Origin of the sequence: Lentzea rhizosphaerae (genome assembly GCF_042649515.1) — a bacterium.
In the GTDB taxonomy this organism is placed as follows: Bacteria; Actinomycetota; Actinomycetes; order Mycobacteriales; family Pseudonocardiaceae; genus Lentzea; species Lentzea aerocolonigenes.
This window is the reverse complement of record NZ_JBHRZI010000029.1, coordinates 282857-297522: the sequence shown is the minus strand read 5'-3', so window position 1 is coordinate 297522 and position 14666 is coordinate 282857. Positions and strand designations below refer to the sequence as shown.

Below are 14666 nucleotides of genomic sequence, written 5' to 3'. Positions count from 1 at the left end.
CCACGGGGTGCAACGGAGCTTGATCGTGGTTACCGGCTGGTCGTGACACCCTGACAGTTCAACGTCAGTACTGTCTCGCGCATGCACCTGCTCCAGCCCGACGAGGTGGACCGGCTCGCGCTGGGCGTGGTCGTGCTCGGCAGCGGCGGTGGAGGTGGCGAGCCCGAGACCCACGCCTTCGCGGCGATGCTCCGGCACGAAATGCGACAAAGCGGTCCTGTCCCTGTGCTTTCGCCGGAAGAGGCCGATCCGGACGGGTACGGCGCACGGGTCGGACTGATCGGCGCGCCGACCGTGATGATCGAGAAGCTCCCGTCGGGACGGGAGGCCGAAGAGGCACTGAAAGCGTTGCAGGGGCACGACTCCACGCCGGTGACCGCCGTCATCGGGTGGGAGGTCGGCGGGTGCAACGGGCTGTTGCCGCTGCTCCTCGCGGCACGGCTGGGGCTTCCGTACGTCGACGTGGACGGGATGGGGAGAGCGTTCCCGCGCATCGACCAGACGACCTACGACGCGGCGGGGCTGCCGACGACCCCGCTGGCCATCACCGAACCCGGCGGGAACCGGGCGGTGCTCGACTCGACCGGTATCGAGAAGCTCGCCCGCACGGTGATGGTCGACTTCGGCGGCTGGGCGATGATGGTGGCCAAGCCGCTGAAGCTCGAGGACGCCGTCCGGGCAGGCGTCACGGGGTCGCTGGCCCGCGCGCTGGAGCTCGGCGAGATCTGGTCGCAGCGCACTGTTCCGGTGGAGCAACGGGCGAAGGCCTCCGGCGGTTTCCTCGTCGCACGGGGAAAGGTCGTCGAGGTGTGGCGGGAGTCCGCCGGCGACTTCCCTCGTGGAACGGTGGCGTTGCGCCGGCTCGACGCCGACGACGCGTACGTGCGTCTGGAGATGCAGGGCGAGTACCTAGTGGCTCTCGCGGACGGCGAACCGCTCGTCACGACCCCCGACCTGCTGTGCTGCCTGGACGCCGACTCCGGCCTCCCGCTCTCGACCGAGCGGCTCGCGTTCGGTGCGGTGGTGGACGTGGTTGCGCTCCCAGCCCCGCCGCAGTGGACGAAGCCGGAGATGCTCGGCCGCGTTGATCCGCGGGCCTTCGGCTACGACCTCGGCTACGTGCCGTTCGGGGACGCCCCGTGATCGATGACGCCGACTCGCTGACCGTGCGCGACCTGCTGGAGATCGGCGTGCTCGGCGACGCGTGCCTGCTGGCGGGCGAACGCGGCGTCGGCACCGAGGTCGCGGACGTGCGGCTGGCGGCGGACATGACGGCCGTCGAGGCGTGCTCCGCCGGTGACCTCGTGATCCTCACCGGACACCAGCCCTACCTCGTCGAACTCGCGCTGCGCCGGGCCTACAGCGCGGACGTCCGGGCGGTCGTCCTGGTGCGCCCGCCGACCGGCGCGTACCAGCCCCCGTCCGCTGCGACGGTCTCGTTCGCGAACCGGCTCGGCGTGCCGCTGCTGCAGACCACGGCCGACGACCCGCTGCTGGTCGCGGACTCGTTGCGCACGGCCGTGCGACGTCCCGAAGTCACCGCCGCCCGGTTGCTGAACGCCGTCACCGCGCGGCTCGGGCGCAGCAAACCGGATCCGCGGTCGGTGATCACGATCCTGTCCGGCGAGCTGCACGTGACGTGCGCGGTGATCAGCGCGGACGGCACCGCCATCGAGGGCGTGTCCCCGCCCGGCCTGCCACCGGACCTGCTGACCGGCTCGGTCGCCGTCACGGTCGAGATGACCGGGGGCTTCGCGGTGGCGGTCCCCGTCGAGACCGACCGGACCGGGCACGTCCACCTGTGGCTCGTCTCCCACGCCCGCGGCCGCAACAAGCGGTGGGCCGAGACCGTGATGCAGATCAGCCAGGTCGCCTCGTGGGCGCTCGGCAACTGGGTCGCCGCCGAACGCCTCGAAACCGAACGCCGCGCCCGTTCCCGCGGCTCACTGCTGTCCGAGCTGCTCGCGTCGGGCGACGACGTGCCGCCGCAGCTGGTGCAGCAGGCCGTGCTCGCCGGTTGGCGGCTCGACGGCTGGCACACGGGCGTCTACGCGATGCCGAACGCACCGACCCCCAACCTGTTCGACACCGCCAGCACCGAACGGCTGCGCGTCGAGCTGTCCCGCCGCGGCCTGCACGGCCAGCTGGTCGAGGGCGCGGAGGGCTGGTCGTTCTGGATCACCAACGACGCCGAACCGCCGCAGTCCCAGCACCGCGAGCTGACCGCGAAGATCGCCCAGGTGCTGGGTTCCTGCGCGCTCGTCGCGGGCATCGGGCGCCCGCATCCCGGTGCCGCGGGGGTCGGGCGCACGCTGGCGGAGGCCCGCGAGGCCGCCGCGATGACCGGGTCGGCGAAGGTCGTGCACGTCGACGAACTGGGTGTGCGGCGGCTGCTGTCGATGGCGGCCGAGACGCCCGCACTGGTCGAGCAGGCGACCCGGCTGCTCGAACCGCTGACGGGCGTCGAGGACGGTCAGCTGCTGCGCACGCTGGCGATCTACCTCGACGAGGAGTCGGTGACGTCGTCGGCGGCCGTGCGGCTGAAGGTGCACCGGAACACGGTGGCGCAACGGATCAACCGGGCCGAGCAGCTGCTCGGGGTCAGTTTGCTGAACCCGGACGAACGGCTGGCCGTCCACCTCGCGTGCCGGGCGGTGCGGGCCTCCGACGAGTGATCAGGTGGGCACGAACGCGGGCAGCACCGCGTCGACCTCGAACCCGCCGTCGTCCGTCGGTCCCGCGGTGAGGGTGCCGCCGACCATCTCGACGCGGCCGCGCAGGCCGAGCAACCCGGTGCCGTTGCGGGGCACCGGACCTGGTGTGGACGACGGTGCCGTGTTGCGCACGACGGCACGGACACTGCTCGGTCCACAGTGGACCGTGATGGCGGTGTGCGCGCCGGGCGCGTGCTTGTGCACGTTCGTCAGCGACTCCTGGACCACGCGGTACATCGTGCGGCGCACCGCCGGTGAGATGACGTCCGCGTCGCCGTGCTCGATCAGGGTGATCTGCAGCCCGGAGTCGGCCACCAGGCTGGAGAGCCGGTCGGGCAGCACGTCCGGGAGGCGGGGGCGGCCGGAACGCAACACGCCGACGAGGTCGCGCAGTTCGGCCAACGCCTGGCAGCCTGCGGTGCGCAGCTCCTCCGCCGCCTCGCGCACGCCGTCGTCCTTCGCCGCGATCCGCAACGCTCCGGCGTGCAGGACCATCAGGTTCAGCCGGTGCGTGACGACGTCGTGCATCTCGGCTGCGAGTCGCGTGCGTTCGTCGGCACGGGCCCGCTCGGCGAGCAGTTCGCGTTCGGCTCGTTCGGTCAGCGCCCGCACGAGCTTGCGCCGGGCGTTGAAGTAGAGGCCGGCCAGTCCCGCGACGACGATCACGCCGAAACCGATCGACCACGGGAAAGCGATTACCAGGGCGGACTCGTGCCAAGCTCCCGGTGCCGCCTCGGGCAGCACCGGCACCAGGTCCCCTGCCCGTCGCACGCGGGTGACGATACTGCCGGGTGTGTGCCTCGGATCACCTACTGGAGCAGGGGGTTGACCCTACTTTCGCAGGTGGCGGACAAGCGTTTTTCCGCCAGCCGGACGCAGGCGTCCGGCGGCCGGTCCTGTGTAGAGCGTCAGTCCTTGCGGAACAGCGCCGTCCACAGGAAGGACTTCCCGAACGCCGGGGAGTCCGGGCCCTGGTCCGTCATCCGGCGCAGCTCGACCTCGGTGAGGTCCTGGAAGATCCAGCGCAGCTCATCCGGCTCGTAGCCGACCCCGCCCGCCAGTCCACCCTGCCGGTACAGCTCGGCGTCAGGGGTGGAGGTGCCCTCCTCGGCGGTGAAGCAGGTGAGTGCGAAGTGGCCACCGGGTGCGAGGGCGCGGTCGAGCAACGCGAGGTAGCTGACCCGGCGGTGCGGCGGCAGGTGGTGGAAGCAGCCGGAGTCGTAGATCAGGTCGTACGTGCCGGTCGTGGCGAAGGCGTCGCCGTGACGGAACCGCACGTCCAGGCCCTCGCCGCGTTCCGAGGCCCACGCGATGGCGGCCGCCGAGACGTCCACCGCGTCGACCTGGAACCCGTTGCGCGCCAGGTGGATCGCGTTGCGGCCGGGCCCACACCCCACGTCGAGGGCCCGGCCGGGCGCGATCAGGCCCCGTTCCAGGTAGCTCACCAGGTTCTCGTCCGGCTTGGCCACGAAGAACGGGACCTCGCGCTCCCTGTCGGCGTAGAAGCGGTCCCACCAGTCACCCGCCCGCTCGGTCCAGCGGTCGGCGCCGGGGTCGAAGAGGCCGTCGAGCAGAGTGAGGACGTCGTCGATCGAACGGATGTGCCGATGCACCGCAAACCCCCAGGTAGATCGGCCTCCAGTCTATCTCAGAGACCACCCTCGGACAGGCGCTTGCGGTAGCCGCGGGCACCCTCGGAACCGACGTTCTCGTGGAAGTCGACGCCGCTCGGGTTCGTCTGCACGTGGTAGTAGGTGGCGCCCCACAGGCTGCCGGCCACCGAGTCGTCGAAGTGGAGGAAGTTCCCGTACTTGTAGCCCTTCTGGTACGGGGTCAGCGCGGTGGTCCTCATCGAGTACTCGGTCGCGATCACCGGCTTGCCCGGCCACTTCGACGCGCACCGCGACAGGGTTTCCGAGTACGTCAGCTCGTTCCAGCTGCCCTGGTTCGCGAAGTTGCCGTCGTTCGCGTTGCTGTAGAAGTGCACGCCCACGAAGTCGCACTTCTTGATCGCGTTGACGAAGTTCGGGTTGGCGTACCACGTGTCGGGGTTCGTGCCCTTGTTCGGCGAGAGCGCGGTGCCGCAGATCTTGGCTCCGGGGAAGGTCTCCCGGATGCGGTCGATCGTGACGCCCAGGTTGTAGCCGTAGACCCACGGGTCGGCGACGCGGATGTTCGGCTCGTTGCCGAGTTCGATGATGCACTTGTCGGCGCCCGAGCGGATGCGCTTGTACTCGAAGAACCGCGAGTCGCGGATCTCGGCCACCGCGCGGTTCGGGTCGATCACGTTGTCGGTGTCGCCGGTGACGGTGCGGACGATGAGGAAGTTCGTCGCGCCGGCCGCGGTCCACACGTGGTCGGGGTAGTTCGCCCACGGGCCGGGGCCGGGCGTGCCCCAGCCGGTGACGACCTTGGCGAGGTTCGCGCCCTGGTTGGTGATCGCGTCGAGCCACGTCTGGTAGCCGTCGGTCAGCAACGGGCCGTGCGCGCGGTAGAACGGCGCGGCCGACGCCTGTCCCGGCAGCGACGCCAGGCCCGCCGCCGCGATGGCACCTGCCGCCAGCTTGCCCATCGCGCGGCGGCTGTACTGCTTCTCGCCGGTCATCGCCGGTCTCCCTTCGTTCGTGATCAGGGGAGAGGCAAGCGGGAGCGAGTATGAGAGCCGGTATGCGACTGGTATGCCGTTGCGCTCTCGTACGGTGTATGGCAGCCTTGACCTCGTGATCTTCTGACCCCGCTTCCGGCACGCGCGTGCGTCCGTTTCCGATGTCCTTTCGGCGGTGGGGGTCTCATGTCAGGTCAGCTGACGCTCAAGAACGTCACCAAGAGCTTTGCTCACAAGAAGGTGCTCGACGACGTCTCGCTGACGGTCCGGCCGGGCGAGAAGGCCGGCGTGGTCGGGGAGAACGGTTCCGGCAAGTCGACGTTGCTGCGGCTGCTGGCCCGGCAGGACGTGCCGGACGACGGCGAGATCACCGTGGTCGCGCAGGGCGTCGGGTACCTCGCGCAGGTGCTCGACCTGCCCGGCGAGGCGACCGTCGGTGACGCGATCGACGCCGCGCTCGTCGAGATCCGCTTGCTGGGACAGCAGATCGCGACCGCGGCCGAGCACGAACGGCTCGACGAGCTCGGTGACCTGCTCACCGCGTTCGAGCTGCGCGACGGCTATTCGGCCGATGCGCGGGTCGAGGCCGCCATGTCCGCGCTGGGCATCGGTGGTGTCGCACGGGAACGGCGGCTCGGCACGTTGTCCGGCGGGCAGCGGGCGAGACTCGCGCTGGCCGGTGTGCTGTCGGCCGAACCGGAACTGCTGCTGCTCGACGAACCCACGAACCACCTCGACGACGAGGCGCTTCAGTGGCTGGAGAACACGCTCCGGCAGCACCGGGGCACGTTGGTCGTGGTGACGCACGACCGGCTGCTGCTGGAGCGGGTCAGCACGGCGATCATCGAGGTCGACCACCGCTCGATCACCCGCTACGGCAACGGGTACGCGGGCTACGTCGCCGAGAAGAGGGCAGCTCGGCAGCGGTGGGAGCAGGCCTACGCGGAGTGGGTCGGCGAAATCGGCCACTGGACCGAGTGGCGCGGCACGACGGCACACCGCGTCGCGCCGGGGCGGCCGATCCCCGACCACAACAAGTGCAAGTACAACGGCGACGGCCGGCGCGTGCAGGCGTCGATCAGGACACGGGTGCGCAGCGCGTCCGAACGGCTGGAGCGGCTGCACGCCGACCCGGTGCCGAAGCCGCCGGAACCGTTGCGCCTCAACGCCCCGCTCGACGCGGCGATCAGAGAGGGCGTGGTGCTCGAACTGAGGGAGGCGAGCGTTGACCAACGGATGTGCGTCGCTGAGCTGGCCGTCGAGGCAGGGCAACGACTTCTGGTGACCGGGCCGAACGGCGCCGGCAAGTCGACGTTGCTCGACGTGCTCGCGGGCGTCCTCGAACCCGATCGCGGCACGGTCACCCGCCACGGCGTCGTCGGCCACCTGCCACAGGAAACCGTGGTGCGGAACCCGAAGCAGACCGTGCTGGCGGCGTTCGGCGCGGATGCCGAGCGGCTCAGGGCGCTGGGACTGTTCCACGAGAAGGACTTCGCCACGCCGGTCGGCGCGTTGTCGATCGGGCAACGACGGCGGCTCGCGCTCGCCCGGTTGCTGCGGCAGGAATCCGACGTGCTGCTGCTCGACGAGCCGACCAACCACCTGTCGCTCGCACTGGTGGAGGAACTCGAAGCGGCACTGACCGACTACCCCGGCGCGGTCGTCGTGGCGTCGCACGACCGGTTGCTGCGCAAGCAGTGGAGAGGTGAGGAACTCAGAATGGCTCGTAGCAGTCGTACGTCTTGATAGAGCTGATCAGGCCGTCGCGCGGAACGCACCTTCGAGTGCACGTCGTACTTCTGGCTCGACAGCAGCCCGGCGCCCTTGGTGGAGGCCCCGACCATCTCGGTTGCGGACAGGCGCACACCGGCGGGTTTGATCAGGTTCGGGTGCTCGGTGGTCACCGCGTCGGCGGTGAAGAACCGGCGCAGCTCGTCGCCGGACTGCCCGGCGCGGGCGGCGCGGCGAACGACGCGATCCTCGAGCAGCTGCACGAGATCGGGCACGAGAGTGTCCGAACTGGGAGAGCTGCTCGGCGTCACCCAGCAGGCCGCGTCGAAGCAGCTGCTCGAACTGGAACGGCTCGGCTACGTCACGCGGGCCCTCATCCGGTTGCTCGACGAGACCGGCGGCACCGAGACCGTGCTCAGGCGCCGGGTCGTGCCGGGCGAGTAGGGCTCACGGCCGGAAGATCGGCTGGACCCAGTAGTTGCTCGCGTTCCACGTGTCCGTCGGGAAACCGCCTCCGTAGCGGTAGACGCCGGCGTTCACCGACGCGCGGAACGGGGGCTGCACGACGTTGCCCACGAAGTAGTTCTCCGTTGAGACGTAACCACCTTCCGGCGTGAAGTACGAGACGACGTACTCGGTGCCGGGTGCCACGGGAACGGGATTGGCGAAGATGATCTTGCCCGCGTCCTCGGAGGAGTCCTGCTGGGCCAGCAGAACGCCGTTCGACGCGTACACCCGTGCGGTCACCGGACCCCGGTAGTTGCCACGCCGCAGGTGCACGCCGACGAGCGAGCCCGGACGGTCGACGCTGATGCGCACGCCGAGCTCGACGGCCTGGTCGTCGGCGTCCCAGACGTTCGAGCTCGGGATGTTCTCGAAGAAGAAGGAGGTGTCGCGGGTCACCGGCGGAAGCGTCGTGCCGCCGACGTGGATCGTCCGCAGCTGGGTGATCGGGCCCGTGGTGGACGCGGTGTGGCGCGGGCTTTGAACGTCAACGGGCCGGGTGTGGTCGGCGTGATCACGAACATCCACCGCTCACCATGAGCGGTTCGTTCAGCGGAACGGGAGCCTCTGCGGTCGGGGACACCATGTAGACCTGCGGGCCGTCCGCGAAGGCGGGAGTGGGAGAGACCAGGACAAGTGCCAGCAGAAGTACTGCTAATCGTCTCATGTACGGCAAATCGTCCCTGGTAGAGCCGCGGTTACGGAGATGGGCTGATCAGCCCGCGCTCGTTCAGCTGACGGTCGTACCCGCGTCCGCCGGGCGGCCGAGATGACCTAGCTTTGTGCCGTGCTCGCGCTTTCGGTGTTGCTCCTGGTGGCCGTGCTGGTCTGTGCGGTCGTGCGACCGTGGGGCTGGCCCGAGGCCGTCGTCGCGGTGCCCGCGGCGGTGCTGGTCGTGCTCGCCGGGGCGTTGCCCTTCGACCACGTCGTGGACGAGTCGGTGCGGCTGGGACCCGTGATCGGGTTCCTGGCCGCCATCCTCGTGCTCGCGCAACTCTGCGACGACGACGGGCTGTTCCACGCGTGCGGCACCTGGATGGCACGCGCGTCCGGCGGGCGGCCGCGGACGTTGCTGGGCGGGGTGTTCGTCGCGGCCTCGGCGACCACGGCGGTGCTCAGCCTGGACGCCACGGTCGTGCTGCTGACACCGGTCGTGTTCGCGACCGCGGCACAACTCGGCGTACGGCCGAAGCCGCACGTCTACGCGTGCACGCACTTGTCCAACAGCGCGTCGCTGCTGCTGCCGGTGTCGAACCTGACGAACCTGCTGGCGTTCGCGTCCAGCGGGCTGAGCTTCACGCGGTTCGCGGCGCTGATGGCGTTGCCGTGGGTGGTGGCGATCGCCTTGGAGTACGTGGTGTTCCGGTGGTTCTTCCGCACCGATCTCGACGCGCCCGCCCACGCGCCGTCCGTGCAGCAGCCGCGCGAGCTGCCCGTGTTCGCGCTCGCGACGGTCGGGCTGACGCTGGCCGGGTTCGTGGTCGCGTCGGCCACCGGGATCGACCCGGCGTGGGCGGCGTGCGCGGGCGCGGTCGCGATGGCGGTCCGTGCGCTCGTGCGGAAGCGGACGACGGTGCTCAAGGTCGTGCAGGCGGCTTCGCTGCCGTTCCTCGCGTTCGTGCTCGGGCTGGGGATCGTGGTGCGGGCCGTGGTCGACAACGGTCTGGACGATCTCCTGCGGCACGTCGTGCCGAGCGGTCACGGGCTGCTCGCGTTGCTCGGTGTGGCCGTCGTGGCCGCCGTGCTGGCCAACGTGATCAACAACCTGCCGGCGGTGCTCGTGCTGCTGCCGCTGGTCGCGCCGATGGGGCCCGGGCTGGTGCTCGCGGTGCTGCTCGGCGTGAACCTCGGCCCCAACCTCACCTACGCCGGGTCGCTCGCGACGTTGCTGTGGCGGCGGATCGTGCACGACCACGACACCGAGGTGAACCTGCCGGAGTTCACCAAGCTCGGCCTGCTCGCCGTGCCTGCCACCCTGATCGGCGCCGTCGTGGCACTGTGGGCGTCCCTGCACGTGATCGGAGGTTGACCATGACGGTCCTCGTGTGGATCGCCGACGACACCTGGCAGTCCTGTGTGGACGCCGCCCGCGCGTACGAGGGTTCCGAGTTCCTGCTGCTGCACGTGAGCGACCACGACGTGCCGGGTGCCGCGCACGGTGCGTTCGCCGGGCTCTTCGGCCGTTCCTCCCGCGACCCCGGCACCCGGCTGGACGACCTCGCCGCCGGACACGCGGCACAGCTGCTCGACGCGGCCGCCGAGCGCCTCGGTCTGCCGTGCACCACGTCCGCGCGGATCGGCCGGGTCGAGCACGAAGTCGTTGCCGCAGCGCGGGAAGCCTCCCTGTTGATCCTCTGCCGGGACGGCGACGTGAGCCACGCCGGTCCGCGCAGCCTCGGTCACGCGACCCGGTTCGTCGTGGATCACGCGCCCTGTCCCGTGCTGCTGGTCTGGCCAACATAACTGCGTGGAAGAAAATTTGCGTGTGCGCACTTTTCTCCTCTAACCTCGGGACTCCGAGAGTGGAAGGGGAGGACTCATGCGTGCCAAGGGCATCGCGTACGACACCGGTTTCGTCCGCCACGGCGAGATCTCGCTGGCGAAGTTCGATCCGGAGGTGGTCGAGCGGGACCTGACGGTCATCCGGGACGACCTGCACTGCAACGCCGTGCACCTGGTCGGCGGTTCGGCGGAACGGCTGGAGCAGGCCGCCCGGATCGCCGCTTCGCTGGGACTCGAGGTCTGGTTCTCGCCGTACCCGCTGGAGCTCGAACCGGCCGCGATCCTGGAGCTCTTCGCGGACTGCGCGCGGCGGGCCGAGCGGATCCGGGCGGAGGGTGCCGAGGTCGTGTTCGTGACCGGCGTCGAACTGAGCATCATGAACTCCGGCTTCATGCCCGGCGGCGACGTCCTGGAACGGTTGGGCGGCGTTCTGGGCAAGCCCGAGCGGTTCCGCGAGATCAGCGCACGGCTCAACGAGTTCCTGCGGCAGGCTGTCGCCGTTGTGCGGGAACACTTCCAGGGCAGGCTCACCTACGCCTGCATCCCGTTCGAGGGCGTCGACTGGAGCCTGTTCGACGTCATGTCGTTCGAGCTGATCCGCTCGGCCGAGGTGGCCGACGTGTACGCCGAGAGCATCCGCAACGTCGTGGCGCAGGGCAAGCCCGTCGCGATCACCGGGTTCGGCACGGCGGCCTGGCGCGGTTCGGGTGCCGTGGCGCCGCGCAGCATGGAGATCGTCGAGCACGACGAGGCAGGGCTGCCGGTGCGGGTGAAGGACGGGTACGTGCGGGACGAGGACGAGCAGGCCACGTACCTGCGTGAGCTGCTGGAGATCTTCGAGGCCGAGGGGGTGGACGGCGCGTTCGTCTACATGTTCGCGCTGGGCAACTACCCGCACCGGCCGGACGACCCGAGCCGCGACCTCGACATGGCCGGTCCCGGCATCGTCAAGGTGTACGACGACCTGTCGTGGGAGCCGAAGGCCGCGTTCGGTGCGGTCGCGGAAATCTACGCGCGGGTGTGAACCCCGCTTGGCGCAATCGCGGGCCCCAGGACCCCGGCAGGGTCCTCGCCGTCGTCCATGAACGGCGCATTTGTGCACCTGAGGTCGACAGATGCGCCGTTCATGCCAGGGGCTGGGCCCGCGTGGTGTGTGGGTGCGCTCTCATCGGGCAGATCGGGCGGGCTGGGACTTTGCCGGGGCCATGATCGCGTGGCCGACGTCCCCCACGAGCAGCACAGCCGTGCGCAGCAGCGCGGTCGACCGGTCGAGCACGAACCGGTCGAAGTCGGCGCTCGGTTCTCGTTGCACTTCCAGGTGGACGACGGGTGCGGATGCCGGTTGACATGAGTTCTGGCACCGCTCTGACCTGCGGTGAGCCAAAGTGATGCCAAGCTGAGCCAGAATTGCTTGCTGGTGGTGCCACTGTGTGCCATAGTGATGCCATGGATCTGACCCCGTATGTGGCCTCCCTCGGCCGCGAGCTGCTGACCGCCGTCGAAACGGGCGGCGAAGAGGCGAGCGCGCTGGTCGAGCGGCTGACCGTGACGATGGAGTCGGCGATCCGGCTGGCGCTGCTCGAAGCGCTGTCCGCAGCCGCCGACGAGATCACCGCGGACCTGGCGCCGGACTCGGTGCAGGTGCTGCTGCGGGGCCGTGATCCCAAGTTCGTCGTGACGCGCCGCCCGGTGGAGCAGCCGGTCGCCGCCACGCCGGAGCCCGTCGCGGCACCCGCCGAGGACGTGGCGGCCGGCTTCGAGGACGGCACCACCGTGCGCATCAACGTCCGCCTGCCCGAACCGCTCAAGGCGGCGATCGACGAGGCCGCGGCCAAGGAGGGCCGCTCGGTCAACGCGTGGCTGGTGCGCGCCGCGTCGGCCCAGCTGACGCCCAGGTCCGGCACCGAACCGCTGCCCGGAGGGCCCGCCCCCGCGTCGCAGCGTTTCGTCGGCTGGGTCCGTTAACCCACAGCTTTCACTTCACCGTCTCTGACCTGCGGAGACGTTCTTAGAGCACCTTCTGAGGGGACAGCCATGCCTTCTTACGACACGTATGAACCGATTTCCGTACTGATCGACGTCTACGCGGGCTTCGTCCAGATCCTCGCGAGCGACCGCGTCGACACCGTGGTCGACGTGCGGCCGTCCGACCCGTCGGACTCCTCCGACGTCGAGGCGGCGCAGAAGACCCGCGTCGACTACGCCGACGGCGTGCTGACGATCCGCGGGCCGAAGCGGACGTTCGACTTCTCCAAGAAGACCAGGTCGGTCGACATCGTGGTCGAGCTGCCGACGGGGTCCAAAGTGGACGCCGACGTGACCGCGGGCAGCACCCGCACCACCGGTGTGCTGGGCCAGACCGAGATCGACATGTCGGCCGGACACGTGCACGTCGACCGCACCGGGCCGTTGAAGGTCGACACCGGCGCCGGTCAGGTCCGCGTCGGTGCCGTGACGGGCGACGCCGAGGTCAAGACCGGCAGCGGCCAGGTCCGCATCGGTGACGTCGCCGGGTCGCTCTCGGTCCGGAACTCCAACGGCAACACCGAGATCGGTGCGGTCGGTGGCGATCTGAAGGCCCGCGCGGCCAACGGCGACATCACCGCCGAACGGGTCGGTGGTTCGCTGGAGGCCAAGAGCGCCATGGGTTCCCTCATCGTCGGCGAGGTCGTGCGCGACACCGCTTCGCTGAACACCGCGATGGGCAGCATCGAGGTCGGCATCGCGGAGGGCACCGCCGCGTGGCTCGACACCAAGACCAGCTTCGGCCGCGTGCACAACTCGCTGGGCGCCAGCGAGGGTCCCGGCGACGCCACCGAGACCGTCAAGATCACCGCCCACACCGCCTTCGGTGACATCACGATCCGCCGTGCCTGAGGGGAACTCCATGAACGCCATCAAGGCCACCGGACTGCGCAGGTCCTACGGCGACCACGAAGTGCTCAAGGGCGTCGACCTGAACGTCCCGCGCGGCACCGTCTTCTCGTTGCTCGGGGCGAACGGTGCCGGCAAGACCACCACGGTCAAGATCCTGTCCACGCTGATCAGGGCCGACGGCGGCACCGCGGCGGTCGCGGGTCACGACGTCGCCCGTGATCCCGACGCCGTCCGCAAGGCGATCGGTGTCACCGGCCAGTTCTCCGCCGTCGACAACCTGTTGACGGGCCGGGAGAACCTCAAGCTGATGGCGGACCTGAACCACCTCGGTCGCGCCGGAGGAAAAGTCAAGGTCCAGTCGTTGCTGGAACAGTTCGACATCGCGGACGCGGCCGACAAGCCCGCGTCGACGTACTCGGGCGGCATGCGGCGCCGCCTCGACCTCGCGATGACGCTCGTCGGGTCGCCCCAGGTGATCTTCCTCGACGAGCCGACCACCGGCCTCGACCCGCGCGGGCGCCGTGCCGTGTGGGACATCGTGCGGCGGATCGTGGCAGGCGGCGTCACGATCTTCCTCACCACCCAGTACCTGGAGGAGGCCGACGAGCTCGCCGACCGGATCGCGGTGCTGGACCGCGGCAGGATCGTCGCCGAGGGCACCGCGGACGAGCTGAAGCGCCGCATCCCCGGTGGGCACGTCCTGTTGCAGTTCAACGAACTCCGCGAACTGGAGTCCGCGGCACGGCTCATCGGCTCCGCATCCCGTGACGGCGAGGCGCTCGCCCTGCGGGTGCCCAACGACGGCAGTGTCCGCTCGCTCAAGGCGTTGCTCGACCGGCTCGACCAGAACGCGGTCGAGGTCGAGTCGCTGAGCATGCACACCCCCGACCTCGACGACGTCTTCCTCGCCCTCACCGGCAAGCCCGAAACGGTGGCCCACTCATGAGCTACGCACTGACCGACTCGGCGACGATGATCCGTCGCAACCTCAAGCGCGTCATCCGCTACCCCTCGATGACGTTCCAGCTGCTGCTCATGCCGGTCGTCTTCCTGCTGCTGTTCGTCTACGTCTTCGGCGGCACCCTCGGCGCCGGCATCGGCGGACCGACCGGCGGACGCGCGGAGTACCTCAACTACGTCACGCCGACGATCATCCTGATGGCGATCACCTCGGCCGTGCAGGGCACGACCATCTCTATCGCCCTGGACATGACCGAAGGAATCGTCGACCGGTTCCGCACCATGGCCATCGCCCGCGTCTCCGTCCTGACGGGACACGTCGTCGGCAGCCTGGTGCAGACCGTGCTGAGCATCGCGTTCGTGCTCGGTGTCGCGGTGCTCATCGGCTTCCGGCCGAACGCGAGCGCCGCCGGCTGGCTCGCGTTGATCGGTCTGATGGTGGCCATGGCGTTCGCGCTCATCTGGCTTTCCGCCGCGCTGGGCCTGGCGAGCAAGACTGTCGAGGGATCGAGCAACGTCGGTCTCCCGCTGATCCTGCTCCCGTTCTTCGGCAACGGTTTCGTGCCCACCGACTCGATGCCGACGGTGCTGCGCTGGTTCGCCGAGTACCAGCCGTTCACCCCGTTCATCAGCGCCCTGCGCGGCCTGCTGATGGGCACGCCGATCGGCAACGACGGCTACATCGCCCTGGCCTGGTGCCTCGTCATCGGGTTCGGCGGTTTCCTCTGGTCCAAGAAGCTGTTCAACCGCGAATCCACCCGCTGAACCAGCCG

At 69.7% G+C, this 14666-nt stretch carries 17 protein-coding genes; 11 read left to right on the top strand and 6 right to left on the bottom strand.

Annotation, left to right across the window (positions count from 1 at the left end; all coding sequences use genetic code 11):
* The first annotated feature begins 81 nt into the window (after positions 1-81).
* Positions 82-1143, top strand: a complete 1062-nt coding sequence (locus ACFOWZ_RS33780; RefSeq protein WP_382378009.1) for a DUF917 domain-containing protein — start codon at positions 82-84, stop codon at positions 1141-1143.
* Entirely contained in the window at positions 1140-2675 is a 1536-nt protein-coding gene (locus ACFOWZ_RS33775) for a helix-turn-helix domain-containing protein (RefSeq protein WP_382378008.1), read from the top strand. Before ACFOWZ_RS33780 ends, ACFOWZ_RS33775 begins: the two co-directional genes overlap by 4 nt.
* Here ACFOWZ_RS33775 and ACFOWZ_RS33770 read toward each other — a convergent pair whose 3' ends face one another.
* The 3 genes from ACFOWZ_RS33770 to ACFOWZ_RS33760 form a co-directional block, all read right to left on the bottom strand.
* Positions 2676-3485, bottom strand: coding sequence for a sensor histidine kinase (locus tag ACFOWZ_RS33770; protein ID WP_382378007.1), 810 nt, complete (start codon positions 3483-3485; stop codon positions 2676-2678).
* A 137-nt stretch (positions 3486-3622) separates the two neighbouring features.
* Positions 3623-4327, bottom strand: a complete 705-nt coding sequence (locus ACFOWZ_RS33765) for a class I SAM-dependent methyltransferase (protein ID WP_382378006.1) — start codon at positions 4325-4327, stop codon at positions 3623-3625.
* A gap of 35 nt (positions 4328-4362) precedes the next feature.
* A complete protein-coding gene (locus ACFOWZ_RS33760) occupies positions 4363-5319 on the bottom strand; it encodes a hypothetical protein (protein ID WP_382378005.1) in 957 nt (318 codons plus the stop codon).
* 186 nt (positions 5320-5505) lie between these two features.
* Here ACFOWZ_RS33760 and ACFOWZ_RS33755 point away from each other — a divergent pair, with 186 nt between their 5' ends.
* Positions 5506-7065, top strand: coding sequence for an ABC-F family ATP-binding cassette domain-containing protein (locus ACFOWZ_RS33755; RefSeq protein WP_382378004.1), 1560 nt, complete (start codon positions 5506-5508; stop codon positions 7063-7065).
* On the opposite strand, the gene ACFOWZ_RS33750 is transcribed toward ACFOWZ_RS33755, so the two are convergent.
* Entirely contained in the window at positions 6966-7325 is a 360-nt protein-coding gene (locus ACFOWZ_RS33750; protein ID WP_382378003.1) for a hypothetical protein, read from the bottom strand. The genes ACFOWZ_RS33755 and ACFOWZ_RS33750 overlap by 100 nt on opposite strands.
* 4 nt (positions 7326-7329) lie before the next feature.
* Here ACFOWZ_RS33750 and ACFOWZ_RS33745 point away from each other — a divergent pair, with 4 nt between their 5' ends.
* Entirely contained in the window at positions 7330-7494 is a 165-nt protein-coding gene (locus ACFOWZ_RS33745) for a hypothetical protein (RefSeq protein ID WP_382378002.1), read from the top strand.
* Between the two features lie 3 nt (positions 7495-7497).
* Here ACFOWZ_RS33745 and ACFOWZ_RS33740 read toward each other — a convergent pair whose 3' ends face one another.
* Positions 7498-8082: a DUF4082 domain-containing protein gene (locus ACFOWZ_RS33740; protein WP_382378001.1), complete on the bottom strand. Its 585-nt coding sequence runs from the start codon at positions 8080-8082 to the stop codon at positions 7498-7500.
* 259 nt (positions 8083-8341) lie between these two features.
* Between ACFOWZ_RS33740 and ACFOWZ_RS33735 the strand changes: the two genes are divergently transcribed.
* The 3 genes from ACFOWZ_RS33735 to ACFOWZ_RS33725 all read left to right on the top strand — a co-directional run bounded on the left by ACFOWZ_RS33735 (position 8342) and on the right by ACFOWZ_RS33725 (position 11080).
* Positions 8342-9583 (top strand): SLC13 family permease, encoded by a 1242-nt coding sequence (locus ACFOWZ_RS33735; protein WP_382378000.1) that lies wholly within the window; start codon positions 8342-8344, stop codon positions 9581-9583.
* 2 nt (positions 9584-9585) lie between these two features.
* Positions 9586-10017 carry a universal stress protein gene (locus ACFOWZ_RS33730; RefSeq protein ID WP_382377999.1) on the top strand — a complete coding sequence of 144 codons (432 nt, stop codon included), beginning with the start codon at positions 9586-9588 and terminating at the stop codon, positions 10015-10017.
* Between the two features lie 76 nt (positions 10018-10093).
* Entirely contained in the window at positions 10094-11080 is a 987-nt protein-coding gene (locus tag ACFOWZ_RS33725) for a hypothetical protein (RefSeq protein WP_382377998.1), read from the top strand.
* Positions 11081-11221: 141 nt separating this feature from the next.
* Here the strand turns inward: ACFOWZ_RS33725 and ACFOWZ_RS33720 are convergent, their stop codons facing one another.
* Positions 11222-11368 (bottom strand): hypothetical protein, encoded by a 147-nt coding sequence (locus ACFOWZ_RS33720; protein WP_382377997.1) that lies wholly within the window; start codon positions 11366-11368, stop codon positions 11222-11224.
* A gap of 134 nt (positions 11369-11502) precedes the next feature.
* Here ACFOWZ_RS33720 and ACFOWZ_RS33715 point away from each other — a divergent pair, with 134 nt between their 5' ends.
* From ACFOWZ_RS33715 to ACFOWZ_RS33700, 4 genes are all read left to right on the top strand, one after another.
* Complete coding sequence (locus tag ACFOWZ_RS33715; RefSeq protein WP_382377996.1) at positions 11503-12021, top strand: ribbon-helix-helix protein, CopG family; 519 nt, start codon at positions 11503-11505, stop codon at positions 12019-12021.
* A gap of 69 nt (positions 12022-12090) precedes the next feature.
* Positions 12091-12933: a DUF4097 family beta strand repeat-containing protein gene (locus ACFOWZ_RS33710; protein WP_382377995.1), complete on the top strand. Its 843-nt coding sequence runs from the start codon at positions 12091-12093 to the stop codon at positions 12931-12933.
* Positions 12934-12943: 10 nt separating this feature from the next.
* Positions 12944-13879 (top strand): ATP-binding cassette domain-containing protein, encoded by a 936-nt coding sequence (locus ACFOWZ_RS33705; RefSeq protein WP_382377994.1) that lies wholly within the window; start codon positions 12944-12946, stop codon positions 13877-13879.
* A complete protein-coding gene (locus ACFOWZ_RS33700; RefSeq protein ID WP_382377993.1) occupies positions 13876-14658 on the top strand; it encodes an ABC transporter permease in 783 nt (260 codons plus the stop codon). Before ACFOWZ_RS33705 ends, ACFOWZ_RS33700 begins: the two co-directional genes overlap by 4 nt.
* Positions 14659-14666 lie beyond the last annotated feature (8 nt).

Coding starts and splice junctions, on each gene's coding strand:
- ACFOWZ_RS33780 (WP_382378009.1), top strand. CDS start 82: ATGCACCTGCTCCAGCCCGACGAGGTGGACCGGCTCGCGCTGGGCGTG.
- ACFOWZ_RS33760 (WP_382378005.1), bottom strand. CDS start 5,319: ATGACCGGCGAGAAGCAGTACAGCCGCCGCGCGATGGGCAAGCTGGCG.
- ACFOWZ_RS33755 (WP_382378004.1), top strand. CDS start 5,506: ATGTCAGGTCAGCTGACGCTCAAGAACGTCACCAAGAGCTTTGCTCAC.
- ACFOWZ_RS33730 (WP_382377999.1), top strand. CDS start 9,586: ATGACGGTCCTCGTGTGGATCGCCGACGACACCTGGCAGTCCTGTGTG.
- ACFOWZ_RS33725 (WP_382377998.1), top strand. CDS start 10,094: ATGCGTGCCAAGGGCATCGCGTACGACACCGGTTTCGTCCGCCACGGC.
- ACFOWZ_RS33715 (WP_382377996.1), top strand. CDS start 11,503: ATGGATCTGACCCCGTATGTGGCCTCCCTCGGCCGCGAGCTGCTGACC.
- ACFOWZ_RS33710 (WP_382377995.1), top strand. CDS start 12,091: ATGCCTTCTTACGACACGTATGAACCGATTTCCGTACTGATCGACGTC.
- ACFOWZ_RS33705 (WP_382377994.1), top strand. CDS start 12,944: ATGAACGCCATCAAGGCCACCGGACTGCGCAGGTCCTACGGCGACCAC.
- ACFOWZ_RS33700 (WP_382377993.1), top strand. CDS start 13,876: ATGAGCTACGCACTGACCGACTCGGCGACGATGATCCGTCGCAACCTC.